This window comes from Kosakonia pseudosacchari, assembly GCF_015167415.1.
Taxonomy (GTDB): Bacteria; Pseudomonadota; Gammaproteobacteria; order Enterobacterales; family Enterobacteriaceae; genus Kosakonia; species Kosakonia pseudosacchari.
Genome location: NZ_CP063425.1, coordinates 3,249,398 through 3,276,264, shown reverse-complemented (window position 1 = coordinate 3,276,264; position 26,867 = coordinate 3,249,398). Strand labels below are relative to the sequence as shown.

General features: G+C 47.7%; 22 protein-coding genes and 1 tRNA gene. 18 read left to right on the top strand and 5 right to left on the bottom strand.

The genetic code is table 11. The features are described 5' to 3' along the window. Positions 1 to 537: 537 nt before the first annotated feature. The 6 genes from IP581_RS15415 (at position 538) to mgtE (ending at position 7,908) form a co-directional block, all read left to right on the top strand. Positions 538 to 1,680 (top strand): porin OmpC, encoded by a 1,143-nt coding sequence (locus tag IP581_RS15415; RefSeq protein ID WP_193820791.1) that lies wholly within the window; start codon positions 538 to 540, stop codon positions 1,678 to 1,680. A 115-nt stretch (positions 1,681 to 1,795) separates the two neighbouring features. Continuing rightward, the gene (gene apbE, locus IP581_RS15410) at positions 1,796 to 2,827 is read left to right on the top strand and encodes an FAD:protein FMN transferase ApbE (RefSeq protein ID WP_193820790.1); all 1,032 of its coding nucleotides are present in this window, start codon (positions 1,796 to 1,798) and stop codon (positions 2,825 to 2,827) included. Between the two features lie 72 nt (positions 2,828 to 2,899). Further along, positions 2,900 to 3,961 carry a bifunctional DNA-binding transcriptional regulator/O6-methylguanine-DNA methyltransferase Ada gene (ada, locus tag IP581_RS15405; protein ID WP_193820789.1) on the top strand — a complete coding sequence of 354 codons (1,062 nt, stop codon included), beginning with the start codon at positions 2,900 to 2,902 and terminating at the stop codon, positions 3,959 to 3,961. Next, on the top strand, positions 3,961 to 4,611 hold the full coding sequence (alkB, locus tag IP581_RS15400) for a DNA oxidative demethylase AlkB (protein WP_193820788.1): 651 nt from the start codon (positions 3,961 to 3,963) through the stop codon (positions 4,609 to 4,611). The genes ada and alkB overlap by 1 nt, the downstream gene beginning before the upstream one ends. A 73-nt stretch (positions 4,612 to 4,684) precedes the next feature. After that, positions 4,685 to 6,328, top strand: a complete 1,644-nt coding sequence (locus IP581_RS15395; RefSeq protein ID WP_193820787.1) for a multidrug ABC transporter permease/ATP-binding protein — start codon at positions 4,685 to 4,687, stop codon at positions 6,326 to 6,328. A 143-nt stretch (positions 6,329 to 6,471) separates the two neighbouring features. After that, positions 6,472 to 7,908, top strand: coding sequence for a magnesium transporter (gene mgtE, locus IP581_RS15390; protein ID WP_193820786.1), 1,437 nt, complete (start codon positions 6,472 to 6,474; stop codon positions 7,906 to 7,908). Here mgtE and IP581_RS15385 read toward each other — a convergent pair. Then, positions 7,871 to 9,106 (bottom strand): SulP family inorganic anion transporter, encoded by a 1,236-nt coding sequence (locus IP581_RS15385; protein WP_193820785.1) that lies wholly within the window; start codon positions 9,104 to 9,106, stop codon positions 7,871 to 7,873. The genes mgtE and IP581_RS15385 overlap by 38 nt on opposite strands. A gap of 277 nt (positions 9,107 to 9,383) precedes the next feature. Here IP581_RS15385 and mqo point away from each other — a divergent pair, with 277 nt between their 5' ends. Then, a complete protein-coding gene (mqo, locus tag IP581_RS15380; RefSeq protein ID WP_193820784.1) occupies positions 9,384 to 11,039 on the top strand; it encodes a malate dehydrogenase (quinone) in 1,656 nt (551 codons plus the stop codon). A gap of 239 nt (positions 11,040 to 11,278) precedes the next feature. Here mqo and IP581_RS15375 read toward each other — a convergent pair whose 3' ends face one another. Beyond that, on the bottom strand, positions 11,279 to 11,662 hold the full coding sequence (locus tag IP581_RS15375) for a hypothetical protein (protein ID WP_193820783.1): 384 nt from the start codon (positions 11,660 to 11,662) through the stop codon (positions 11,279 to 11,281). A gap of 434 nt (positions 11,663 to 12,096) precedes the next feature. Between IP581_RS15375 and IP581_RS15370 the strand changes: the two genes are divergently transcribed. The 10 genes from IP581_RS15370 to IP581_RS15325 all read left to right on the top strand — a co-directional run bounded on the left by IP581_RS15370 (position 12,097) and on the right by IP581_RS15325 (position 22,875). After that, entirely contained in the window at positions 12,097 to 12,267 is a 171-nt protein-coding gene (locus tag IP581_RS15370; protein WP_176519671.1) for a hypothetical protein, read from the top strand. Positions 12,268 to 12,338: 71 nt separating this feature from the next. Beyond that, positions 12,339 to 13,484, top strand: a complete 1,146-nt coding sequence (locus tag IP581_RS15365) for an efflux RND transporter periplasmic adaptor subunit (RefSeq protein WP_193820782.1) — start codon at positions 12,339 to 12,341, stop codon at positions 13,482 to 13,484. Then, positions 13,485 to 15,425, top strand: coding sequence for an ATP-binding cassette domain-containing protein (locus tag IP581_RS15360; protein ID WP_193820781.1), 1,941 nt, complete (start codon positions 13,485 to 13,487; stop codon positions 15,423 to 15,425). Continuing rightward, positions 15,341 to 16,810, top strand: a complete 1,470-nt coding sequence (locus IP581_RS15355; protein ID WP_322627856.1) for a TolC family protein — start codon at positions 15,341 to 15,343, stop codon at positions 16,808 to 16,810. The genes IP581_RS15360 and IP581_RS15355 overlap by 85 nt, the downstream gene beginning before the upstream one ends. 1 nt (position 16,811) lies before the next feature. Continuing rightward, positions 16,812 to 18,053, top strand: coding sequence for a beta-ketoacyl-[acyl-carrier-protein] synthase family protein (locus tag IP581_RS15350; protein WP_193820779.1), 1,242 nt, complete (start codon positions 16,812 to 16,814; stop codon positions 18,051 to 18,053). Beyond that, on the top strand, positions 18,050 to 18,835 hold the full coding sequence (locus tag IP581_RS15345; protein ID WP_193820778.1) for a MaoC/PaaZ C-terminal domain-containing protein: 786 nt from the start codon (positions 18,050 to 18,052) through the stop codon (positions 18,833 to 18,835). Before IP581_RS15350 ends, IP581_RS15345 begins: the two co-directional genes overlap by 4 nt. 14 nt (positions 18,836 to 18,849) lie before the next feature. Beyond that, positions 18,850 to 19,086, top strand: coding sequence for an acyl carrier protein (locus IP581_RS15340; protein WP_407659110.1), 237 nt, complete (start codon positions 18,850 to 18,852; stop codon positions 19,084 to 19,086). A gap of 18 nt (positions 19,087 to 19,104) precedes the next feature. Next, the gene (locus IP581_RS15335; RefSeq protein ID WP_193820777.1) at positions 19,105 to 19,830 is read left to right on the top strand and encodes an SDR family oxidoreductase; all 726 of its coding nucleotides are present in this window, start codon (positions 19,105 to 19,107) and stop codon (positions 19,828 to 19,830) included. 42 nt (positions 19,831 to 19,872) lie between these two features. Then, a complete protein-coding gene (locus IP581_RS15330; RefSeq protein ID WP_193820776.1) occupies positions 19,873 to 20,814 on the top strand; it encodes a hypothetical protein in 942 nt (313 codons plus the stop codon). A gap of 15 nt (positions 20,815 to 20,829) precedes the next feature. Beyond that, on the top strand, positions 20,830 to 22,875 hold the full coding sequence (locus IP581_RS15325) for a peptidase domain-containing ABC transporter (RefSeq protein WP_193820775.1): 2,046 nt from the start codon (positions 20,830 to 20,832) through the stop codon (positions 22,873 to 22,875). Positions 22,876 to 23,525: 650 nt separating this feature from the next. Here IP581_RS15325 and IP581_RS15320 read toward each other — a convergent pair. The 3 genes from IP581_RS15320 to IP581_RS15310 all read right to left on the bottom strand — a co-directional run bounded on the left by IP581_RS15320 (position 23,526) and on the right by IP581_RS15310 (position 25,685). Beyond that, a tRNA-Pro gene (locus IP581_RS15320) sits at positions 23,526 to 23,602 on the bottom strand. A gap of 76 nt (positions 23,603 to 23,678) precedes the next feature. After that, positions 23,679 to 25,439 (bottom strand): LPS biosynthesis-modulating metalloenzyme YejM, encoded by a 1,761-nt coding sequence (yejM, locus tag IP581_RS15315; protein WP_193820774.1) that lies wholly within the window; start codon positions 25,437 to 25,439, stop codon positions 23,679 to 23,681. Between the two features lie 18 nt (positions 25,440 to 25,457). Beyond that, the gene (locus IP581_RS15310) at positions 25,458 to 25,685 is read right to left on the bottom strand and encodes a YejL family protein (protein WP_086868140.1); all 228 of its coding nucleotides are present in this window, start codon (positions 25,683 to 25,685) and stop codon (positions 25,458 to 25,460) included. Positions 25,686 to 25,818: 133 nt separating this feature from the next. On the opposite strand from IP581_RS15310, the gene yejK reads away from it, so the two are divergent. Then, positions 25,819 to 26,826 (top strand): nucleoid-associated protein YejK, encoded by a 1,008-nt coding sequence (gene yejK, locus IP581_RS15305; RefSeq protein ID WP_193820773.1) that lies wholly within the window; start codon positions 25,819 to 25,821, stop codon positions 26,824 to 26,826. Positions 26,827 to 26,867: the final 41 nt, after the last annotated feature.

The following is a 26,867-nucleotide window of genomic DNA, read 5'->3' as shown; positions in this document are numbered from 1 at the left end:
AGCTATTAATTTCATGAATACGGCAATCAGAAATATCTGGCATGACAATTGATTAATTAATAGTCGTTACAAATCGTTATTATATCTAAATAATTATTCAACTTGCGTAAAGAAGGGTAAAAAAAAACCGAATGCGACGCATCCGGTTATTAAGAGGGGTAAACAGACATTCAGATTCGAATGACGGTAATAAATAAAGTTAATGATGATAGCGTTAGATATTTTAGTTGCGATTGAAGGTTATGGTTTTGCATTCAGTGCTATGATTTTTATTTAGTTTAATTCATTGTTTTTAAATGAATTTTTATTTGTTTTTGATTAATTGTGCTCATTTGTTTAGCTATTTGTGCGGAAAAAAGTTCCCTGATATTTACAAAGTGAAACATCTATCATTATGTATGAAACATCTTCAAAGTTTTCGTATCATATTCTCGTTGGATTATTTTTCTTTTTTAAGCACAATGACTTTGCCAGCCGGTTAGAGGGTTAATCGGCAAGCAGTGGCAATAAAAATGCATATAACAGAGGGTTAATAAAATGAAAGTTAAAGTTCTGTCCCTCCTGGTACCGGCTCTGCTGGTGGCAGGCGCAGCAAATGCGGCTGAAGTTTACAATAAAGATGGCAACAAATTAGATCTGTACGGCAAAGTAGACGGTCTGCACTATTTTTCTGACGACAACGGTTCTGATGGCGATAAGAGCTATGTCCGTTTTGGCTTCAAAGGCGAAACGCAGGTTAACGATCAGGTAACCGGCTACGGCCAGTGGGAATACAACGTACAGGCGAACAGTGAAGAAGGCGCAAGCGATCAAGCATGGACTCGTTTGGCCTTTGCTGGTATCCGCGTTGCTGATGCAGGTTCTTTCGACTACGGTCGTAACTATGGCGTTATCTACGACGTCACTTCCTGGACCGACGTTCTGCCGGAATTCGGCGGCGATACCTACGGTGCAGATAACTTCATGCAGTCCCGTGCTAACGGCGTTGCAACCTATCGTAACACTGACTTCTTCGGTCTGGTTGATGGTCTGAACTTTGCTCTGCAATACCAGGGTAAAAACGGTAGCGTAAGCGGTGAGAACACCGACGGTCGCAGCCTGCTTAACCAGAATGGTGATGGTTATGGCGCGTCTCTGACTTACGATCTGGGCGCAGGCTTCAGCGTGGGCGGCGCGATGTCCTCTTCTAAACGTACTGCTGACCAGAACGCGACCAACAATGATGCGCTGTTCGGTGAAGGCGATCACGCAGAAGTGTACAGCGGCGGTCTGAAATACGACGCTAACAACATCTACCTGGCGGCACAGTACTCTCAGACTTATAACGCTACCCGTTTTGGTACTTCTAATGGTTCTTCCCCGACCACTGCATTCGGTTTTGCCAACAAAGCGCAGAACTTTGAAGTGGTTGCCCAGTACCAGTTCGACTTCGGTCTGCGTCCGTCCATCGCTTACCTGCAATCTAAAGGTAAGGACATTAGCAACAACACCGGTACTGTTAACTTCGGTGACCAGGATATCCTGAAATACATCGATGTTGGCGCGACCTACTACTTCAACAAAAACATGTCCACCTATGTTGATTACAAAATCAACCTGCTGGACGACAACGACTTCACCAAAGCCGCTGGTATTTCCACCGACAACGTTGTTGCGCTGGGCCTGGTTTACCAGTTCTAAGTTAACAACCGTGATGATTAAGGGGCCGAAAGGCCCCTTTTTTATGGCTCGCGTCGGTTAAAACGCACGTTTTAGTGTAGGCTTGCCGCGGGTTAACAAATAACGAGAGACAGAGATGATTTTTCTTCGTGCCGGGGTTGTCGCGGCGTTGTTATTACTGGCCGGGTGCGACACCGGTAGCAAGGCGCAGCCCATCGTGCTGGAAGGCAAAACCATGGGCACTTTCTGGCGCGTGAGTGTGGTGGATATCAGCCCACAACAGGCGCAGAACCTGCAACAAAAAATTCAGACGCAACTGGATGCTGACGATCATCTGATGTCGACCTGGAAGGACGACTCCGCGCTGATGCGCTTTAACCATTCGACCAGCACGGCTCCGTGGCCTGTCAACGCCGCGATGGCTGACATTGTCACCACTGCGTTGCGTGTCGGCGAAAAAACAGATGGCGCGATGGATATCACCATCGGGCCGCTGGTTAATTTGTGGGGGTTTGGCCCGGATAAACAGCCGGTAAAAACGCCAGGCCAGGCACAAATCGATGCGGCGAAAGCGCGTACCGGTTTAGCGCATTTAACCGTGATCAACCGCGCCGGGGAGCAATTTCTGCAAAAAGATCTGCCGGATCTGTTTGTTGACCTTTCGACGGTAGGCGAGGGATACGCGGCGGATCACCTTGCAAGGTTAATGGAACAGGAAGGGATCGCGCGTTATCTGGTTTCTGTTGGCGGCGCGTTAGCCAGCCGGGGTATGAACGCGCAAGGCCAGCCGTGGCGCGTAGCAATTCAGAAACCGACCGATCGTGAGAATGTTGCCCAGGCGGTTGTCGATATTAATGGGCATGGCATTAGCACCTCCGGCAGCTACCGTAATTATTACGAACTGGACGGCAAACGTATTTCACACATCATCGATCCGCGCAACGGACGACCAATCCAGCATGCGCTGGTGTCGGTTACGGTTATCGCGCCCACAGCGCTGGAAGCCGATGCGTGGGACACCGGTTTAATGGTGCTCGGCACCGAACAGGCAAAAGAGGTGGTGAAGCGGGAAGGGCTGGCGGTCTTTATGATTATCAAAGACGGCGATGGTTTTCGCACCTGGATGTCGCCGCAGTTTTCCGCGTTTCTGCTAAGCGAAAAAAATTAAACCGCAAGATTGCGGGTGTCTGGATCTGCGCATACGGGCACAGTAAGGCTAAGCTTACATGAGGAGCCTGACATGAACGACACCACATTATCAGATGAACAGCGCTGGCAAGCGGTGCTGGCCCGTAACGCGCAGGTTGATGGTCAGTTTGTCTTTGCCGTGCTGACAACCGGCATTTTTTGCCGTCCCTCTTGCACGGCGCGTCACGCCCTGCGCCAGAATGTCCGTTTCTATCCCGATGCGCAGAGCGCCCAGGCCGCCGGATTTCGCCCCTGTAAGCGCTGCCAGCCGGATAAAACCCATCCGCAGCAACAGCGGCTGGATAAAGTGGCTAAAGCCTGCCGTTTACTGGAGCAGGATACGCCCATTACGCTGGAGCAACTGGCCGCCGAAGTGGCGCTTAGCCCTTATCATTTTCACCGTTTATTTAAATCCGTTACCGGCATGACGCCAAAAGCCTGGCAACTGGCTTTTCGCGCTCGTCGCTTGCGCACTACCCTTGCCGTGAGCGAAACCGTTACCGACGCCGTACTGGCCGCGGGCTTCCCGGATAGCAGCAGTTATTACCGCCAGGCCGATGCATCGCTCGGGATGACGGCACAGCAGTTTCGCCGCGGTGGCGATGCAACGGATGTCTGGTACACCTTCAGCGACTGCGCGCTGGGCCGCTGCCTGGTGGCAGAGAGCGAGCGTGGAATTTGCGCCATTTTACTGGCCGACAGTGACGAACAGCTTCTTGCTCAGTTGCAGGCGATCTTCCCCCGCGCCCAGCGTGCGCAGGCGAATGACGCGTTCAGCTCACGGGTGGAGGAGGTTATCAAGCGGCTCGACAACGCCAATGCCCCCTTTACATTGCCGCTGGATCTGCGCGGCACCGCGTTCCAGTTACAGGTATGGCAAGCATTGCGCGACATCCCTGCAGGTGAGACGGTAAGTTACCAGGCTCTGGCGCAAAAACTGGGTAAACCGCAAGCGGTGCGGGCGGTAGCCAGCGCCTGCGGTGCGAACAAACTGGCGATTGTGATCCCGTGTCATCGGGTGGTGCGTAGCGATGGTGCGCTTTCTGGTTATCGCTGGGGAGTGGCGCGTAAAGCCCAATTACTTCAGCGAGAACGTAACAAAGAGGAGACGTGATGCTCGATCTGTTTTCCGGAGAACAACCCTGGCAGGAGCCGCTGGCATCGGGCGCTGTCGTGCTGCGGCGCCTTGCATTAGCATCAGCCGACCAACTATTACGCGGTATTGCGCAAGTGGTCAGCCAGTCGCCGCTGCGCCATATGGTCACGCCTGGCGGTTATACCATGTCAGTGGCAATGACCAACTGTGGCAAACTTGGCTGGACCACCGACAAGCGTGGTTATCTTTACGCGCCAGTCGATCCGTTAACTCAACAGCCGTGGCCGCCGTTGCCTGCGGCGTTTTCCGCGTTGTGCCAGCAGGCGAGCGAGGCGGCAGGTTACCCGGATTTTCGCCCTGATGCCTGTCTTATCAACCGTTATGTACCCGGTGCGAAATTGTCTTTGCATCAGGATAAAGATGAACCCGATCTGCGTGCGCCGATTGTGTCGGTGTCGCTCGGATTACCGGCTGTTTTCCAGTTTGGCGGCCTTAAACGTAGCGATCCGCTACAACGGTTAATGCTTGAACACGGCGATGTTGTCGTCTGGGGCGGCGAGTCGCGGCTCTTTTACCACGGCATTGCGCCGCTGAAAGGCGGTTATCATCCGGCTACCGGCGAGTGTCGCTACAACCTGACATTTCGCCAGGCAGGCAATGGCGAATAAAAATAAGAATTATTCTTGATGTAACCCGGTAGCCGTTTAAACTGCTGGCTGATTTTGTTGACCGGGTTTTGTTATGGAACTTCTCCTTCTTGTCTGGCGTCAGTACCGCTGGCCTTTTGTCGGTGTGCTCGCGCTTACCCTCGTGAGCGCCGCGTTTGGTATCGGCCTGATTGCTTTTATTAACCAGCGGCTGATTGAAACAGTGGATATGTCGCTGACTGTATTACCGGAGTTTCTCGGTTTACTGCTGCTATTGATGGCGGTGACGCTGGGGTCGCAACTGGCGCTGACCACCCTCGGTCACCATTTTGTCTTCCGTCTGCGCAGTGAATTTATCAAACGTATTCTCGATACTCCGGTCGAACGCATTGAACAACTCGGTAGCGCCACACTGTTGGCCGGTCTGACCAGCGACGTGCGTAATATCACCATCGCCTTTGTGCGCCTGCCGGAACTGGTGCAGGGCATAATCCTGACCGTCGGTTCCTGTCTCTATCTGGCGATGCTCTCCGGCAAGATGCTGCTGATCACCATGCTGTGGATGGCGCTGACCATCTGGGGCGGGTTTGTGCTGGTGTCGCGTGTGTACAAACATATGGCGAGGCTGCGTGAAACAGAAGACAAGCTGTACAACGATTTCCAGACTGTACTGGAAGGGCGCAAAGAGCTGAACCTCAACCGCGAGCGCGCGGAACACATTTTCAACCAGATGTATCTGCCGGATGCGCGTGAATATCGCCATCATATTATTCGCGCCGATACGTTCCATTTAAGCGCGGTGAACTGGTCGAACATTATGATGCTGGGGGCTATCGGCCTGGTGTTCTGGATGGCAAACAGCCTCGGCTGGGCGGATACCAATGTCGCCGCAACCTATTCCCTGACGCTGCTGTTTTTGCGCACGCCGCTGCTGTCAGCGGTGGGGGCCTTGCCCACGCTGCTTAGTGCGCAGGTGGCCTTTAAAAAGCTAAAACAATTTGCGCTGACGCCCTATAAAGCCGGGTTTCCTCGCCCGCAGGCTTTCCCGAACTGGCAAACGCTGGAACTGCGCGATGTTACCTTTAAATATCAGGACAACGACTTCGCGATTGGCCCCGTCAATATGACGCTGAATCGCGGCGAGCTAGTGTTTTTGATTGGGGGCAACGGCAGCGGTAAGTCGACGCTGGCGATGCTGTTAACCGGGCTGTATCAGCCGGTTTCTGGCGAGATCCTGCTGGATGGTAAACCGATGGCGCAGGATAAACCGGAAGATTACCGCAAATTATTCTCGGCGGTCTTTACCGACGTCTGGCTGTTTGACGATCTGCTGGGGCCGGAAGGCAAGCAGGCGGATCCGGCGCTGGTGGAAAAGTGGCTTGAGCAACTGAAAATGTCGCATAAGCTGGAACTGAGCAACGGCAAAATCCTCAATCTGAAGCTGTCGAAAGGGCAGAAAAAACGCGTCGCGTTGCTGCTGGCGCTGGCGGAAGAGCGCGATATCCTGCTGCTGGATGAATGGGCGGCCGATCAGGACCCGCATTTCCGCCGCGATTTTTACCAGGTATTACTCCCGTTAATGCAGCAGATGGGCAAAACCATTTTTGCCATCAGCCATGACGATCATTACTTCGTGCATGCCGATCGCCTGCTTGAAATGCGTAACGGACAGCTCACCGAGTTGGTAGGTGAAGAGCGTGCGCACGCTTCCCGCGACGCAGTGGCGCGTACCGCCTGACAGAAGCGCCCCTTTTTCCGGGGGCGTTTGCTGGTTTTTTATCCAAACGCCTGCGCGGTTTATTATTTTTTACAAAACCTGCCGCTATGCTTAAGGCTACTCCGCTCTGCCTTCGGAGCGCTTTGCCACTCAGGGACCGGCCAATGTCAGTTATCAAAAAAAACAGCGTCAAACTGCGTGACGAAGAGCGTGCGCGGTTGATTTGGCTGCTCACCACCCATAAACCGCTCACCGCCGCGCTGCTTGGCGAAATCACGCTGGTCGAGCAGGTTGATAGTGCCGAGCTTGAGCACGATCTCGCCGAAGTAAAGGTGCTGGTTTCGCACCTTCCGCCACCGGATTTGGCGGACGCCCTTGAAGCGCTGCCGGTGGTTGAACGCCACGCGTTATGGCGGCTCATCGATGATGATAAGCGCGGAAAAGTGCTGCTTGAAGCGTCCGAAAACGTCTGGGATGACCTGATCGATGAGATGAGCGACCGTGCGCTGCTCGATGCGCTTGAGACGCTGGATATCGATGAGCAAATCTGGCTGGTGCAGCATCTGCCGCGTAACCTCACCGGACGGCTGATGGCGACGTTGCCACCGACAGATCGCGCCCGTATGCGGCAGGTTATGCGCTATGGCAAAAATTGCGTTGGCGCAATTATGGCGTTTGACGTCATCACCGTTCGCTCAGAGGTGACGCTGGCGGCCGTTCAGCGCTATCTTCGCCGTCTCGGTAAAATGCCGGAGAACACCGACAAACTGTTTGTTATCGGGCGTGATAACCGACTGATGGGGGAGCTTGGGCTGCAAACTATCCTGCTTAACGCCGCCGGACGGCGGGTGAGTGAGGTAATGGATGCCGATCCGGTCACCTTCTCACCCGAAGATGAAGCGGAAAAAGTGGCGCGCACCTTTGAGCGCGACAACTTGCTGAGCGCGGCGGTGGTGGATGAAAACGGCATGCTGATGGGGCGTTTGACCATCGATGAAATCGTTGATGTGGTGTACGAAGAGACCGACAACGACATGCGTCAGATGGGCGGGCTAAGTACCGAGGAAGATGTTTTCGCGCCGGTAGGTAAAGCGGTGAAAAACCGCTGGGTGTGGCTGGCAACTAACCTGTGTACCGCCTTTATCGCATCACGCGTGATTGATGGGTTTGAACACACCATCTCGCAACTGGTGGCGCTGGCGTCGCTGATGCCAATTGTCGCCGGTATCGGCGGCAATACCGGTAATCAAACCATTACCATGATTGTTCGCGCACTGGCTTTACAGAACATTCAGCCGGGGAACTTTACCTTTCTTATTTTGCGTGAAATGGGCGTGGCGCTGATTAATGGTCTGGTGTGGGGCGGGATTATGGGCGGCGTCACCTGGTGGCTGTATGACGATGCGTCGCTGGGCGGCGTGATGACGCTGGCAATGGTGCTGAACCTGCTGATGGCGGCGCTAATGGGGGTATTAATCCCGATGGTGATGACCCGGCTGGGGCGCGACCCGGCGGTCGGCTCCAGCGTGATGATCACCGCCATTACCGATACCGGCGGTTTCTTTATTTTTCTTGGGCTGGCGACGATTTTTTTGCTGTAAACAGGCGCTTTTTTCGCAGCGCCGATGGCGTAATCGCCAGCGTAACCAGCCCGGCAACAACGCCGATTGCCAGATTACCGGTGCTGACGGTGGCAACCACGGTGACCAGCATCACCAGCGTTTCGACAACGGGCGCACGTGTCAGCGTGGTGGGTTGCAAACTGCCCCAGTTAAACGTTTTGAACGCGACAATCGCCATGATTCCGGCCAGTACCACCATCGGGATTTTCGCCATCACCTCACTCAATGCCGTTACCAGCAGCAACAGCACCAGCGCAGCAGCAACGGTTGAGAGACGCGTGCGGCCTTTGCCCATCTCCACGTTAACAATCGTCTGACCGATCATGGCGCACCCGGCAATCCCGCCGTAGAAGCCCGCCAGAATGTTCGCGATCCCAAGCCCGGTGCTTTCCCGGCTTTTATTCGATGGCGTATGTGTCAGATCGTCCACCAATTTTGCGGTCAGCAGAGACTCCATCAACCCGACAAACGCGATACTCAGCGCGCACGGCCAGACAATGCTCAGCGTATGCAAATTCAATGGCACCAGCCATTGCGTCAGGCCAGGCAAACCGCCCTGCATCGAACCTTCATCCCCCACGGTGGGCAGCAACTGACCGGTAAAAACGGTGAATGCGGTGAGCAGCACAATCGCTACCAGCGGCGCGGGAATGCTTTTTACCCAGCGCGGAAGCCAAAGCACAATCAGAATGGTCAGGGCGAACAGCGCCAGAATCAGGGGATTGCTATGCCAGAAATGCGGCACCTGAGCGAAGAAAATCAATATCCCCAGTGCATTAACAAAACCGGTCATCACAGCGTGCGGGATAAAGCGCATCAGCCGGGACATTCCGCTCAGCCCGAAAACTATCTGGATCACACCCGCGAGTAAAACTGCCGGCAAGATGTATTCCACCCCGTTTTGATGAACCATCGGACCAATAACCAACGCGACTGACCCCGCCGCCGCTGTGACCATTGCCGGACGCCCGCCGAGCAACGACATGCTAAAACACAGCACTACTGAGGCTATCAGGCTCACTTTCGGGTCTACGCCTGCGATAACAGAAAATGAGATAACTTCCGGGATCAGTGCCAGTGCGGTGATAACGCCTGCCAGCACTTCTCGGGTGAAAAGCTGCGGTGAGCGCAGAAGGTGGCTTACGCGGAGTGCAGAATGCGTTGATTTTTCAGTCATAAAGAATCGCAGGTGAGAGTTGCCAGAAAAACAGTGACACAACGGTATCCCTGCGTTCGGCAAAGCGGGGGATGATAGCAGATTTCCAGCCGAAGTGACCAGCAATAAGTGTTAAATATAATGCAAAAAATCAACTTATTAGTAACATTAATACAATGAATATTTAATGTTTAAACATTATTTAAATCTCACTTTTTAAGTGCTACGTTAGGGGTGCTAACTACTTTACCCTCAATAAATGCGAATAAAGCAGCACTAAAAGTAAGGCAATATCATCATGAAAAAAATGACTGCCAGGCTGTTTTCGATGGCTGTCGGGCTTAATGCTGTCTCAAAAGCAGCAAAAACGTCCGCATCGAAAGAGCAGGAAACAGATGTGCTTTTAATCGGTGGTGGGATCATGAGCGCCACGTTGGGAACCTGGTTGCAGGATCTCGAACCCACCTGGTCGATTACCATGGTGGAACGGCTGGATGCCCTGGCACAGGAAAGTTCAAACGGCTGGAATAATGCCGGTACCGGGCATGCCGCCTTAATGGAACTGAATTACACCCCACGCAGCGCGGACGGCTCTGTCAGTATTAAAAAAGCGATTGAAATCAACGAAGCATTTCGTATTTCTCGCCAGTTCTGGGCGCATCAGGTGAAAACCGGCGTATTGCGCGAACCTCGTTCATTTATTAATACCGTGCCGCATATGAGCCTCGTCTGGGGCGACGATAACGTGAACTTCCTGCGTGCGCGCTACAAAGCGTTGCAGCAGTGCTCCTTGTTCCGCGGTATGCGTTATTCCGAAGATGCCGAACAGATCAAACAGTGGGCGCCGCTGGTGATGGAAGGGCGTGATGCCGGGCAAAAAATTGCCGCCACGCGTACCGAAATCGGCACCGATGTGAACTTTGGTGAACTGACGCGCCAGATGATTGGTTCATTACAGAAAAAAGAGAACTTCGCTTTGCAACTGGGCACGGAAGTCCGTGGCCTCAAACGCAATGCCGACAACAGCTGGAATGTGACGCTGCATAACCTGCAAAGCGGCGCGGAGCAGATTATCAAGGCGAAGTTTATTTTTATTGGTGCCGGTGGCGCAGCGCTGAAATTGCTGCAGGCATCCGGTATTCCGGAAGCGGCAGACTATGCGGGTTTCCCGGTTGGCGGGCAATTCCTCGTGGCGGAAAACCCGGCGGTGGTCAATCACCATCTGGCGAAAGTTTACGGCCAGGCAACCGTGGGCGCGCCGCCCATGTCAGTACCGCATATTGATACGCGCATTATTGATGGCAAACGCGTGCTGCTGTTTGGGCCGTTCGCCACGTTTTCGACGCGGTTTCTGAAAAACGGTTCGCTGTGGGATCTGCTGCGCTCGACTAACTCGTCGAACATTCTGCCGATGCTGACCGTGGGGATGACCAATTTCAGCCTGGTGAAATACCTGGTTAACCAGGTACTGCAAAATGAGGATGACCGCTTTGACGCGCTGCGTGAATACTATCCGCTGGCGCAGAAAGAAGACTGGCGTTTGTGGCAGGCGGGTCAGCGCGTGCAGATTATCAAGCGCGAAACGGGCAAGGGCGGCGTGTTGCGCCTGGGAACCGAAGTCGTCAGCGATAAAGAGGGCACCATTGCCGCGTTGCTTGGCGCGTCACCGGGAGCCTCGACCGCAGCGCCAATCATGCTGGAGTTGATGGAGAGAGTCTTCGCGGAGCGTTTCGCTTCTGCTGCCTGGCAGGCAAAACTGAAAGAGATCATTCCCTCTTTTGGCACCGAGCTGAATGGCAATATTGAAGCCGCCGACCAGGAGTTGCGCTACACCAGTGAGATCCTCGGCCTGAAATGCGACGAGTCGCTGGTCGCAGATATCACGCCACCGGTGCAAAAACCGACAACGCAGCCGCATAACGACGGCGAACAGATTGCGGATATCGCGTTGTAACCCTTTTTACTGCAACATAAAAACCGTGACGAATACGTCACGGTTTTTATAACTCTCCCCCGCTGATGGATTAATGAATTTTTCGTTGGACGCAGTATTACCAGCGATGGGGGAGGGTATTTATCTTGGTTTGCTCGTTCTCATTCACATAGCGCAGACCTAAAAAAATCAACCGCAATGGATTGGTTTCTTTGGGAGTATTGGGGCGGCACGAGGGGAGTCAATAAATTATCATAACGTTATGATTTATATGATTTCATTAAAGCTGTGAGCCTCAACATTTCCAGACGCTTTACTGGAAACCCCTTTATTACCACAGTTTTCATCACGGATACCGCATCCGGTAAATCATTTATACAGACGTAATCTCGTTTGAATGTCTTAACGAACGATTCTGCTATACCGTGACTTCCCGGCGGCGTACAGGCGTTGTTCACACTATTAACCCCCAGTGAACTGGCGAATGTGCGTGTTGCATCGGCTATGTAGCAACTACCCTTATCGGTCAGCCATTCAATATGATGCAGTGTCTTCAGCGCGTTACCGTACCTCTTCCCCGGATTTTCTGCATTGATGACGTGCCCGATTTTAAATGGCGGCTGCGGCAAAACCTTTATCGTCATCGTCTGCACCTCATTATCTGCTGCCTCGCATCGTTGCTACAGTTAAAATGACGGGCAAATAGCTGTTTAAAAACGCACTTATATCTTTCAAAAACGCTTTAAAATTTTCAAGAAGCGCTTTAAAACCTTCAAAGGTGCCTTAAAGCTTTCGAAAGCGCTTTTAAAAGTTCAAATAAACGCATTAAAACGTCAGGGAAGGCTTTAAAAAGTTCAAATAAATGCATTAAAACTTCAAGAAGCGCTTTAAAAAGTTCAAATAAATACATTAAACCTCAAGAAACGCTTTAGAAAAGTTCAAAAAAACCTAAAAGCCTCAAAAAAGCGATTTAATATTTTATTGATTAAAAGTTCTTTTGGTGATGCGATATATTTCTTCCCGTTCTGAAAGGAACAATTGGTAATTAACTGAAGTACTATTACACAAGGGAATTAAAATGTTTAAAGCTACAGTATTAGAGTCCAAAGAAAGTAAAGCAGTTGTTGGTGGAATGATGGGGCCATACGGCGAATGTTATTTCGTTGATAACCGTGCTAATGGCGTATATGGCTGGTTCCGTGACGAATCAGATAAAAACGGCATGGCAAAACGTTGTGACGAGAAGTAATTCACAACATTAAGTAAGCAGTAAAATTAAAACAAAGGCCAGTTTCTGGCCTTTTTATAATGGTCATGCACGTGAGAATAAAACCTTTTTTTCTGAGTTTATTAGTAGCTATAGTGCCTGCTGTATATGCAGTTAATAGCGTATTTCTTTCTGAAGGTGACGTTACTGAAAATACGAAGAAAGAAAGTTCTCACGTCACCTACTCTGATATTGACCGACTGATTACCACTACCGGTGTTCTAAAACCTAACGAGCAAGTTAGTGTCGGAGCGCAGGTTAATGGACGACTTAATAAGCTGCATGTGAAGGAAGGTGACACAGTCAAAAAAGGCCAGTTGCTGGCTGAGATCGATCCTACGCTTGCACAAAACGATGTCGATAGCGCTAAATCTGAACTGGATAATGCGTTAGTGCAAAAAAAGATCACCTCACTGTCGCTTAAACAGTCGAAGCGGGATTATAACCGACAACAGAAAATGTCGAAGGATGACGCCACAACGCTGAGCGACCTCGAGGCGGCGAAAACGAAATATGAAAGTGATAAAGAACAGCTGGATATAAATGAAATTCAAATTGCACAGGCCAGAGTTAAGTTAAACACTGCCCTGGCAAACTTAGAATACACGCGCATTACCTCACCCATAGATGGCGTCGTCCTGGGTATATTAACTCAGGAAGGGCAGACAATTGTTTCATCACAGAGTGCGCCGACAATTCTGGTTGTGGCCAATCTGGATATCATGACTGTAAATATCAAAATATCAGAAATGGATATTTTGAAAACCAGGACTGGCATGCCTTTATGGTTTACTGTCACGGCTTCTCCTGAAACCCGTTATAAAGGGATGTTAAAAAGCATACAACAAATACCAGAAGAAATGCTTTACGATATGAAAAGCAGCTCAGGTGACTCTGCCGCGAGTAAGAAAACGGCTACCTATTACAATGGAAGCTTTGACGTAATAAATGATCAGCATGTTTTAAAACCTGCCATGTCGGTACAGGTTTATTTAGTGGTTGAAGAGAAAAAAAACGTTAAAACTATTCCGACAAACTTCCTGGGCGAAATGATTAGCAAAGACCATTATATCGTCAACGTACTTCATAACGATAAAATAGAAAAAAGAGAGGTACAAACAGGGATTAAGAACGCAAAAAATACTGAGGTTGTGAAAGGATTAGAAATAGGTGATGTGATAACAAAGGGTAGCGACTAAATGAGCCGCACCGATGAATACATAACCTTATCCGATGTTTATAAACGGTATGAGAGTGGCGGCGAAATTGTTTCTGCACTGAAAGGTATATCTTTAACCATAAAAAAAGGTGAGTTCATCGCAATTGTCGGACCATCAGGCTCCGGTAAAACCACGCTGATGAATACCATTGGTTGTTTAGATAATATCAGCTCGGGGCAGATGTCTTTCTACGGCATTGACGTATCGGTATTAAACGAAGATGACGTTGCGGAGTTACGAAACAAATATATTGGTTTTGTGTTTCAGAAGTACAATCTTTTGCCTTACTTAACCGCGAAAGAGAATGTCGCTTTACCCGCGCAGTACACCGCAAAAAACTATAAAAATAGAAATGAACGTGCGGAAAAAATACTTGAATCGGTCGGCTTAAGCGATCGCGTTGATTTTAACCCAAACCAACTTTCTGGCGGGCAGCAGCAGCGCGTCAGTATTGCCAGAGCGCTAATGAATGATGCCGACATCATTTTGGCAGATGAACCCACGGGGGCTCTGGATAGCGTTACGGGTAGCCAGGTTATGAGCCTTTTCAAGGCGCTTAATCGAAAAGGTAAAACAATTATCCTTGTCACGCATGATAACAGTATTGCGTCACAGGCTGACCGAATCATATCCATGAATGATGGTCGGATCGCTAAAGACGAAAGCAGCGTATCAAGCAGTGGCTTCCAGGCAGCACGCACCAGGGCATTTGAAAAGGATCCGCTTGGTATGATGTTTGGGGTAGTCGAAGCATTCAGAACCGCATTTAGAGCACTGAACGGCCACAGGATACGAGCGTTTCTGTCAATGCTGGGTGTCATTATTGGGGTTTTTGCAGTCCTTATGTCTATTGCCATAAGCGAAGGCGCACACCATCGTATTATGAAAGAAATGAATTTATTAGACACCAACACCATTGAAATCAGGCCTGGCACCAGCTGGAAGTCAATGCCAGATCCCAGCAATAAGCTTCTTGAAAAAGATGATGTTGATATGCTTACCGAGCTATTACCAGAAAGTAAAATTTCACCGGTGATGACATCAACGGCGACGGTAAATAGCGGTGATGGTGATATTGACGCTGCGCTTTCAGGTATCAGTAAGGAGTACTTCAATACGGATAAAGTGTTAGCCGGTCATTTGTTTGAAACCGACAATATAAACGCCAGTGATGCCGTTGTCGTTATTGACTCAAGGCTTGCCGAAACCGCATTCGGTTCATCGAATGAAGCGGTAGGAAAATATTTGCAGATTTCCGGCTACCCATTTGAGGTGATCGGCGTGATCAAAGATATCTCGACGACATCTGAAAAGACGACATTAAAAGCCTGGATACCCTGGACCTCGTACATAAACAGGATTACGGGTCTGATACCCTTTGAAGCCATCCAGGTGCGGGCCAAAGATCAGGCGCAAGTTGAGCTTATAAGAGAGAAAATAGAGCAAGCGCTCATCTTTTCACACGGTAAAAAGGATTTTTTTACGGTCACGAATGAGTCAATGGCTGAAATGATTGTGAACGTCTCTACTTCAATGAAACTACTCACGGTAGCTATTTCGACAATCTCGCTGTTGGTGGGTGGCGTGGGCGTAATGAACATTATGTTTGTTTCAGTGACGGAACGCATTCATGAAATTGGCATTCGTCTTTCTGTAGGGGCGAGTCCCGCTGATATTAAAAGGCAGTTCTTAATCGAGTCTGTATTTATTTGTTTATTAGGAGGAGTCGTTGGCGTGGCTTTAACGAGCTTAGCCTGCGTTATATTCCCTCTTCTGACAAACCAATTTGATATGGTGTTGACAATAACACCGGTTGTTATTGCCTGTGCATTTTCATGTTTCATTGGCATCGTATTCGGTTACGTTCCAGCGAAGAAAGCATCATCTTATACGCCCGCGAAAGCATTAGGTTACAAATGAAGTTCAAACAACCATCATTATTATTGCTTTGCTTATTATGCACCGGGTGCGGCAGCATGTTGAAAACGGAATATCATACGCCAGAGATAAAATTCCCAACGTCGGAGAAAAGCGATAAAACGGGTTATAAAAATGCTATCACCAATGAAGCCTGGTGGAGTGTATTCAATGATCCTCTGTTATCATCGATCATCAATGATACGCTGAAGAATAACAACGATTTGCACGCAGCCGCGTTGAATGTGTTAAAAAGCAAGCTGGATTCAGGTGAAATAAATACGAATCTTTTCCCGGATTTTAATCTCTCCTGGAGTGCAAGTAATAACCGCACTATATCGCAGGCTGCACCTTCGACAGAGAGTTACAGCTCTTCTTTATCTATGAGCTATGAACTCGATTTATGGGGTAAGTTAGCGAGGACGAGAGAGCAGGGTAAATGGAACGTTGAGGCCAGTGAACAAGATTTGCAAAACACTGTGTTGGTTATCATTGATTCAATTGCAAAAAGTTACTGGAATATTGCTAAATTCAATGAACAAATTGAGTGTTATAAGCAACGACTTGAGATCGCCAGGTCTACATATCTGCTCGTTAATGCTAAATATGAAAGCGGAGCAGGCACGAGATCTGATGTTTTATTAGCAAAGCAAGCCATTTATTCAAGCGAGTTACAACTGCGGAATGTTATTAGCCAAAGGGAAAATGAGCGTAACGCCATGTCCATTGTCTATAACAAAGACAGCATTGACCGTCCGCGAGAAAAAAAGGGGCTTGGTGAATATCAGGATATCAAACTCCCTTTGTTTAAACCTGTGGAGATAATATCGCTGCGCCCGGATATACGAGCCGCAGAATCCAGAATAAAAATAGCGATTACGGGCTATGATCTGGCGAAGATTAACTTCTTTCCCTCTATCTCACTGGGTGCGACGATCGGAGCGGGGAGCACTATTTTTACACAATGGTTTAGCGAGCAAACCTTATTACAGTCTATCTCGACCACTTTCCCACCGCTTCAATGGAGAAAGTTGAATTTCGAATTACAAAAAGAAAAGATTGCTGTCGCGTTATCAGTTAATAACTTCAGAAAGGTCGTGCTCAATGCATTATCTGAAGTGGACAACGCGTTAGATGCAAGAAATAAAGCAGAATATGATCTTGAGATGCAAAAAAAAACATTCTCAATTTCTCAGGAACTGATGCGAATAAACACAGTTAAGTACCGGTCTGGTTATATATCGTTTCAGACCTTATTGGACTCTCAGGACAATGTTCTTAATCAGAAGATCTCATATGCCGATTGTCAGTACGATTATCTAACTTCTACGATGAAGTTTTTATTATCAATTGGTGGTGGTGAATCTAATAGCAAGGTAAAAAGTTAAAATGGAACATAAACGCGTTGTTATCACCGGCTACGGTGCTGTTACGCCGCTTGGAAGCTCAGCGGAAGAGAGCTGGAAATCTATTATGGATTACCAAATGGGCTATCAGTACGTTGATAAAACGGATGCGAGTATTAACTCGAAATTTTATGGCCTGATTGCGCATGAACCTAAGTTAAAGGGGGTTCCTGCTTCTATTCGACGAAAATTACCTCGTTTTGCACGTTTTGCTCTTGCGGCTGCGCAGGAAGCTGTTGCAATGGCATTTGACCAGTCTCAGCCTGCCGATATCTACGACCCTCTGAAATGCGGCACGATTGTCGGCACCGGTTGGGGGGGAATTGATGATGGCTACCATAATTATGATGATTATAAACACGTTGGTGTTGGCTCACCGTTTAGCTGCTTTCATATCATGCCAAGCGTCGCAACGGCCGCTTGCAGCATCATGTGGGGATTAAGAGGTTATCAAAATACCCCGATAGCAGCATGTGCCACGGGTAGCATGGCTATTGGTGAGGCTTATGAATTAATTAAAAATGGCCAAATGACCATGATGCTTGCCGGTGGAAGTGAATCGCTGACATCAAATACATCGGTGTGGATGATTGATGTGCTTCAGGCGTTAACGCATGAACAGCATGATATCGAAAAAGCCTCTTGCCCGTTCAGTCTTGACCGCTCGGGGTTCGTTTTATCTGAAGGCGCGGCTATCTTGTGTCTGGAGGAGCGCGAATCAGCCCTGGCAAGAGGGGCAACCCTACTCGGTGAAATTAAAGGTTACGGGAATTTCTCCGATGGATTTGATTTTACCGCGCCTGCACAGGATAAGCTTTCACGTGTTTCTACTATCAAGAAAGCATTAGCTGATTCGGGATTAAGCGTGGATGAAATTGGCTATATCAATGCGCATGGAACATCAACCATGCTCAACGATCTCAATGAAACACAATCTATTAAAGATGTTTTTGGGCAGTATGCCTATGAGATCCCAGTTTCGAGCACAAAATCCTACAGTGGGCATCTGATTGCTGCAGCAGGCAGCTTCGAAAGCATTGTCTGTCTGAAGGTGCTGGAAAACAATATCCTCCCGGCAACACGTAATTTGAACCGCCCCGATCCAGAATGTGATCTTGATTTCATTCCAAACCAGCATCGTCAGGCTGTTGTAGATAATGTTCTGAATCTCAGTTTTGGGTTCGGGGGGACAAATGCTGCTCTGGTAATAGGTCGCTCGTTATGACAGATTTTGCATATGATAGCTTTCACGCAAAGCTTTGGGCCAGTTTTTCCGGTGATTACAACCCGATACACTTTGATCTACTCGCTGTCGCTAAGCTGAATCAAACAGTATTGATTGCGCATGGCATGCGTGTACTGGCGGATGTACAAAACGAGCTGATTTATCATGTCGGTATTTTTAGCCCAACATATTCTGCCCCGATAAAATTTTCAGCAAAATTTGAAAAGCCGATATTGTGTGGCACGAAGTACTCATTAAGCCATAATGGTGGAGAACCAAAGACAATCTTCAAATTGATTGATTCCTCGTTAGGTATTACACATATTCGCGGCACTATTGCTCCGGCAAACTACCCGACGATCAACAATGTTATTGCCGAAAGGATATTGTCAAAGGAATATCAGGATGAGGTTGTTGCTCTGTGGCCTGCTGACATTGAAAAAAATCATGCCGTTTTTTTGTCCTCAGTAATGTTCAGAGAACTATTCAGGACTGAGGAATTGTTTCCTGCCGATTTTTTTAAAGAATGCACTCCTGTGCATTCGCTATCAGCATTGTTGTCGCAGGAAAAAGTGCTCCAGACACATTACGATTTCTATTGCCACTCTTCCTTGTTTAACAGGGACGGACAAAAAATTGAAGGCTTGTGTCTCTCTATTGAAAGACCATTGATAACCGGTGATGCAAATTATGGCTGGTTAATTCAAGTTCAGGTTGCGGCAAAAGAAAATGAAAACACACTCATGCAAATTTCGGCAACGCTGAAAGTTGCCATTAACTAACAGGTGAAATGAATATGTACACAGAGCTTTATAACGCTATTGCTACCACTATTGCTGATGCAAAAGATCTTCCTTTAGAAGAAATAAACGAGCAAACCACTATCTCTGAATTAGAATTAGATAGCCTTGACTATGTAGAGTTAATGGTATTGGTTAAAAAGGAATTTAATATAACGATAAATTTCGAATCCACAATGAAATCAACGGACATGACTCTGAAAGAGTTTTGTGCATCCATTTTATCAGCTTAGTATTTTAGGTACTTAATAATGAGTGACTCATGGATCCTTGTTACAGGTGGAAACCGCGGGATTGGTTCAGCTATTGTAAATGAATTGCGTAGTGACAATAATATTATATTCACTTCGCGGTCGACAAAATCCGGCCTGGATGAAAATAATCAGCCCCGTAATACTTTCATTGAGCATGTGGTTTGCGATAACTGTGATGTTGTGCAGGTAGAAACGGTCGCGAAGGATTTGTTAAATCGATATGGGCCGCCTAAGGCCATCATACATAATGCCGGGGTCACTCAGGATGAACTGCATATTCGTCAATCGATTGATCAATGGCGGAATGTGATTGATACAAATCTAAACGCCATTTTTTACTGGAATAAGTACCTGCTTCCTGAAATGATGGCGAATGGCGATGGTGCCATTTTGCTGGTCAGTTCAGTAACGGGAATAAAAGGTAATATTGGTCAAACGGCTTACGGTGCAAGTAAAGCGGCTCATTTTGGGCTGGCCCGATCATTGGCTCTTGAAGTTGCTCGATTCGGTATTCGCGTTAACTGCCTGGTTCCGGGTGTCATCGAGAGTGATATGACGCGAAACTTATCACCAGATGCCTTGAAAAAATTACGCTCACAAATCCCGCTGCGCCGGATTGGTTCTGTGGAAGAGGTGGCAAAGGTTGCACGATTTATGATTAGTGAAACTTGTCAATATATGACAGGCCAAACAATTGTGCTTGATGGCGGAATGACCGCTTAGTATTTAAGTATAATTCATAAATACAGACCAGTAGAGAACGTGATGCCAGGCTTTGAATTTCTTAGTTTGTTATTGTCAGGTTATGTTCGTGTTTATTACAAGAAAATAACCATTTTTAGAATAATAAAAAGCAAGCTGGTAGCTTTACTTTTTAAATATATAGATTATAGATTTTTACTCTATATTGCGAAAAAATATTGTTTTCTGTTTGGCAAGGATTATGGCCTGAATAGTAGCTTCAGGCAAACCCATTACAACGTTCTTGGGATCCAAAGCGGCACAACCCATTTTTTTTGTGTTATGCGACAGAAAATATTAAAGAATGCCCTTATTCATGAGAATAAACAACTGCTGGAACAGTTGGAAGCCTGTGCGGAAAAAATAAGAAGTTATATTGATGAAAAAAAAATCTCTTCTCATCTTATATTTGCGCCATTGCATACCGTCTCGGATATTTTACAGACGGTGATTGCCGCGCGGGTTATGAGAAAGCCGGTGGTCGTAGTCTCTGTGCACAACTCAATGCAAAGTCTCCATGAAAAGCAAAACAATAACTCGCAGGGTATCTCTGTCGAACAATTCAACCCTGAAGCGATGGAAGGTAACGAAGGCAATAGTTTCCAGGATATTATTGTTTCCCTGGTAGAGAATCAAAAGAGCCTTGTTATCTTTCCAGATGCAATTCCGGAATGTACAACCAGGCTTACAAAGAAAAAAATGAAAACGTATCCAGTCAGGTTGCTGGGACGAAGCTGTGAGTTGCACTCTGGCATTCCGGTTTTCAGTCGCCTGCTAAAACAATCGACGTTATTTTACTGTCTCCAGATGGATAATAAAAACAATTTAAATGTAGATATTTTAGATTGCGTTGATCATCGTAAGGTCGAAAAACAAATGCCAGAGTTAGTTGAGCAGGGAATCTGCAGATATAACGATGAATGGACTTTGTGGCATTACACGTCTTTCTTTAGTTATAATTTTTAGGTTTTATTCCATATTATGAAAAAGAAATATTATTCATCTCCTGAAATGGTTTATCAAGGAGAAATATCCGAGTGTGGGCTTGCATGTGTTTGCATGATGCTTAATACCTTGGGTGAAAATATTACATTAACTGACTTACGTGATAAATGGGGGGGAGGTGATGGTACCTCCCTGGATTTATTAGTCAGAATACTAAAATCATACGGCTATGAGGCCTTGCCGGTAAAATTTGATGTTAGCAGCATTCAATATTTACCCGTCCCATGTATATTGCATTATGGTGGAAATCATTATGTTTATGTATATAGCCATCACGGTGCCTTCTTTCAGGTTTTAAACCCTGCTACTGGCAGGTTAATGATCTCGGCTGAAGAACTTGAGCTATCGGCAACCGGGTTTGGCTTGATTCTCGATGAATCATTATATAATGATAAAAAAAGCTCGGGTAAAATTAAAAGTGAAAGCGGGTGGCTAGAAAAACTCTCTTTTCCGGGGATAATGAAAAGATGTTTACTGGCAATATTTTTGTCACTCTTTTCTTTGATCACGCCGATGCTATTCTCATTTATATCTAAAGACCAACATTTCTTTGCAGATGAACAGGTCAATATAATGTTTATGGGAATGATTATACTTTTTTGTTTTATATCAGTCCTGCAATATATTAGCAATAAATATGGTTTGAATGCTGCGATAAATGCAGCGACAAAATATAAGCCTTCTTTATTTAAGAGATTGTTAAAGAAAGATATATCTTACTTTGAAAGGCGATCTTCAGCTGATATTAATCAGCGGATCAACGCCATTGGTATGGCTGTTCTCAACAGGGAAAAAATACTTAATGATAAATATAAGGCACTGACTATAACTGTTGTTACGCTATGCATAATGTTATGGCTAAACATTGTTCTGTCGGTCCTCTCAATCGGAACCATGGCAATCTTTGGTTGCATTAGTTATTACTTTGCAGGTCTCAAAAAGTCATTTTCAAAAAGCCTTGAGGAAAGTGTTTCGGATATTGAAACATTTAACCTTGAAACAATAAATGGGATCCAGGCAATTAGGTCTGGTGAGCTAAGTACCGGCATCCTTGGCAGGTATAATAATTTACTTGAAGTGTTGTTTCATCGATACAAAAAGGTAAACACGACTGATATTAGACAGAGTGCAATATTTTCATTTTTGAGTAATATTGATTCGATGTTGTTTTTATGGATCTCATTCTATAGCATAAGTGAATTACATATCTCTTACGGAAATGTAATTGCCTTTTGGTTTTTCAGAAGGATTGCGATGGATAGCATCAATCAATTTTATCAGTGTTGCGTTGCGCAGAAGCTGCAAAATGTCTCTGATGAGCGATTAAAAGATATGTTATCTTACAAAGAAATCGACATTACTCGTGAGCATTCTAAAATTAAAGAATCAATTTGTGTTCAGAATCTACAATTTGGTTATGGACCTGATAGTTCAATTATTAAAAATTTAACTATTGAAATACCGTTGCATTCCAGAACGGCTGTAATAGGAACGTCTGGCACTGGTAAAAGTACATTATTGAAATTATTGGCTGGATTATATATGCCAGGAAACGGTGATTTTATTATAGATGGCCATGAAATTAATAAGGATGAACTGCATCTATTTTATTCCAATGTCTATTATCTTCCACAAGGCTCTATCGTCTTTAACGGCACGATTTATGATAATATCGTCTGGTATAGTGGTGGAGAGGCTAGTGAACATGATTGCCGTGAGATGTTGAGAAAATTTGGATTATTGGAGGTGATTACATCTTTGCCTGCAGGATTGTACACAAAAATATCGCCAAGTAATCCCGTTCTTTCTTCCGGTCAATTACAGCGATTAATGCTTTGCAGGGCATTACTTTCATCTAAATCTATTATTTTGCTCGATGAGCCGACCGCTAATCTCGATGAAAAAAGTGCTATGCTGGCATTAGATTGTTTAATGACCAGTGATAAAACGATTATATTATCTACACATGATGTTAAAACGTTATCCCTGTTTGATAATGTCATTGACCTGGATAATCATTGATCATTTTACATGCGGTAACTCTCTGAAAAGAAGCTGGTTTATGGCCAGCTTCTTTTTAACTTTTTAGTATTTCAAAATGGTAACGCGTTTCATGACATATTATTGGTAAGGAATTAGACCATAGGCCAGAGTCAATTGCGGGCACAATAAACGCAAGGTTTATGCCATATGGGCTCTTGGTGTAAGTACCCGGCATAAACACCCCATTCCCTTTCAGAGATCCACCTGCATGCTCATTTTGCCAATAGGGCGCTCGCTATACGTAAAGCCCTTTTTTTGGGCATCAGATCATCACTGTGATCAAGTCGGTTGAAGCTGACGAACAGTGCAAGATGTCTGCCATGAGGCCGGTATCTTTGAAACCAGGTACGGCAATACATTGCAATATCGTGGATGTATAACGAAACGAATAACTAAAATACCTGGTTTTAAATGTATCGACTGAACTGACCTGCTCCCGGGTGCTTAAGACACCTCCGTGTCAGTCATGCGGTTGTGGAAGTTCCGAACTTATGCTCCGCGCTCATAGCGGACGCGCTCTTCCTGTCATGCACGCACTGAACGGACAGAGGTTTTACCTTCTTTTTACCTTGAGCAAATTGCCGACATAAAAAAACCAACCGCAATGGGTTGGTTTTCTTGGGATTTTTTGGTCGGCACGAGAGGATTTGAACCTCCGACCCCTGACACCCCATGACAGTGCGCTACCAGGCTGCGCTACGTGCCGACATGTGGCGCTAATAGTACCCTTTTCATCGCTGATTGCAAGCTAAGGGCAGGCTGAGTGATTCATAATTAATCAATCAGTTAGCGATAAAACGTTTTTCATCCGTCAGCACCTGCAGCAGTAAGCTGAGCTGCGGTTTCTGATCGCGAATTTTCTCACCCTGCGCATTCCAGGTCTGGTAATTCCCATTCTGGTTCAGCACCAGCGTTAATTCCGGCGTGGTAATCGCCAGTACGTCGCTATCCGCAGCGGTTACCCAGATATGACGGCGCGTGGCGGTAAACAGATCCTGACCTTGTGAATACTCGCTTGCCGGCGTGCTGACATGCAGCAGACGCTGCATCAGCGTAGTCATAATGTCTTTATGATCCGTTAATTTGCTAATGCGTTGCGCCGGTGTCCCCGGCCAGTGCACAACCAGCGGCACCTGCAACCGGCTGCGTGACCAGTCAAAATGGTTATCTTCTTTGCTTTCCGGAATGCCATGTCCGGCGGTAATGATCACTACCGTGTCATCAAGCTTACCTGAGGTGCGCAGAGCATCCAGCACGCGGGCGATTTGCTCGTCGACACCAGCCGCTGCTCGGCCATATTTACGGGCAAAGCCAGGCTGTGACATATCAACAGACGCTGTGCCGTTTAGCGAAATCCACGAGAACCAGCGGTTATCTTCCTGCGCATAATGACCCAGCCAGCTAATCCACTGATCGGCAGTTTGTTCATCGCTTTGCGCTTTTGCTGGGGGCAGAGAAAAATCAGATAGCAACGCCTGGCGATAGAGTGGGCTACTAAAACCGTCGGAAGAGAACAGCCCCAGTTGATAACCCTGCTGGTTAAAGGCGGTAATCAGCGCCGCCGGAATACGCGCCGACAGCACGCCATCCATGTAACTTGGCGATATGCCATAAAACAGACCGAAATAGCCGCCATCAGCGTTATTGCCAGAACTCATATGCTGCGTAAACGTGACGTTTTGCTGGGCGAAGCTCGCCAGTTGCGGCATCTGTTTCTCATAACGTGAATAGTTGAGACCGTCGACGGTAATCAGCAATACGTTCTGGCCGGAACCCATATCCTGGTAACGCAAATCACTGAGCGGATACTGCACCGATACTGCTTCCGGATTACCTTGCTCCACCAGGCGGCGCTGGTAATCCTGCGCATCCAGTAGCCCGTGTTTTTCCAGAAAACGACGTGCGGTCATTGGATAGGAGAGCGGCAGATTCGCCCGCTGCATAGTAATGGGGCGATAGAAATTGGCGTCGGCCCAAATATACATCACGTGGGTGGAAATAAAGGCGACGAAGAAAAAAGCGGCCAACGGTTTGGCAAAGTGGCGACGCCGGGTGAGACTGCGCAGTTTCTGCCAGCTCCAGGTCGCAACCAACATCTCAATCAGCAGGATCACTGGCACGCTGATAAACATTAATTGCCAGTCACGCGCGGTTTCGTTCTGGTCCGGGTTAATGACCAGTTCCCAGACGATGGGGTTGAGATGCAGGTGAAAACGGGTAAAGACTTCGCTGTCAATCAACAACAGCGTCATGCCGGCGGTCGCCAGCAGCGCGGACAACACGCGCATCAGCCGCTGGGACATCACAATAAATGTCAGCGGAAACAGCACCAGCAGATAGGTGGCGAAAACCAAAAAACTAAAATGTCCGACCACGCTCAGGTAGGAATAAATCCGCCCGGAGAGGGTGGTCGGCCAGTCGGCAACAAACAGATAACGGCTACCGAGCACGATGGACAACAGAATGTTGAACAACGCGAACCAGTGTCCCCAGCTAACCATCTGGGAGACTTTTTCTCGGTAGCGCTGACGATTGGTCACCATAAACTGTCGATATTTCCCTTAATGCGCCTGGTCGTCGCCGATGGACGATTGTAACGCCTGCGCGAAAGAGTTCGCGATAGCCTGACGCTGTGCGGGGGCGACGCTGGTATTAATCAGGTTTGTCACCATATTACCCAACACCATCAGGGACAGATCGGTCGGTGCTTTGTGTTTTTCCAGTACGTTAGCCAGCTCACTCAGAAGCTTTTCAACGTGTTCATCACTGTAGCGGGAGATTTGTGGCATAAATCGAAATCAGTCTGTTCATGAAAGGGCAACATATTACCGTAGCAACAGCTTTTTTTCTGCTTTTTTATCAGCAGTTGCACAGTCGCGTTGGTGGTGGTTGAATACCGCCGGTCTAAAAGGAGAGTTTATCATGAGTCTGGACATCAACCAGATTGCCCTGCACCAGCTTATCAAACGTGATGAGCAAACCCTTGAACTGGTGCTGCGCGATTCTTTGCTGGAACCCACCGCGCCTGTCGAAGAGATGGTTGCTGAGTTGCACCGGGTTTACAGTGCGAAAAATAAAGCCTATGGCCTGTTTAACGACGAGAGCGAACTGGCGCAAGCGCTGCGTCTTCAGCGCCAGGGCGAAGAAGCGTTTCTGGCCTTCAGCCGTGCGGCAACCGGGCGCTTACGTGATGAACTGGCAAAATATCCGTTCGCTGATGGCGGTATTGTGCTTTTTTGCCACTACCGTTACCTGGCGGTAGAGTATCTGCTGATCGCGGTGCTGAACAACTTAAGCAGCATGCGCGTTAATGAACATCTGGATATCAGCGCCACACACTATCTGGATATTAACCATGCGGATATCGTCGCGCGTATCGATCTCACGGAGTGGGAAACCAATCCGGAGTCGACCCGCTATCTGACATTCCTTAAGGGCCGGGTAGGGCGAAAAGTCGCCGACTTCTTTATGGATTTCCTCGGCGCCAGCGAAGGGCTGAACGCCAAAGCGCAAAACCGCGGGTTGTTGCAAGCGGTGGACGATTTTACCGCCCAGGCGGAGCTGGACAAATCAGAACGGCAGACGGTACGCCAGCAGGTTTACACCTACTGTAATGAGCAGTTGCAGGCGGGCGAAGAGATTGAACTGGCTTCGCTCTCCAAAGAACTGGCAGGCGTGAGCGAAGTCAGTTTCGAAGAGTTCACCGCAGGTCAAGGCTACGAGCTGGAAGAGAGCTTCCCGGCGGATCGCAGCACGCTGCGTCAGCTGACCAAATATGCCGGTAGCGGCGGCGGCCTGACCATCAATTTCGATGCTTTACTGCTCGGCGAGCGCATTTTCTGGGATCCGGCGACCGATACGCTGACCATTAAAGGTACGCCGCCGAATCTGCGCGACCAGCTGCAACGACGCCTGACCGGCGGAAAATAAGCCATAAAAAAACCCCGCCGGAGCGGGGTTTCTTCAACTTG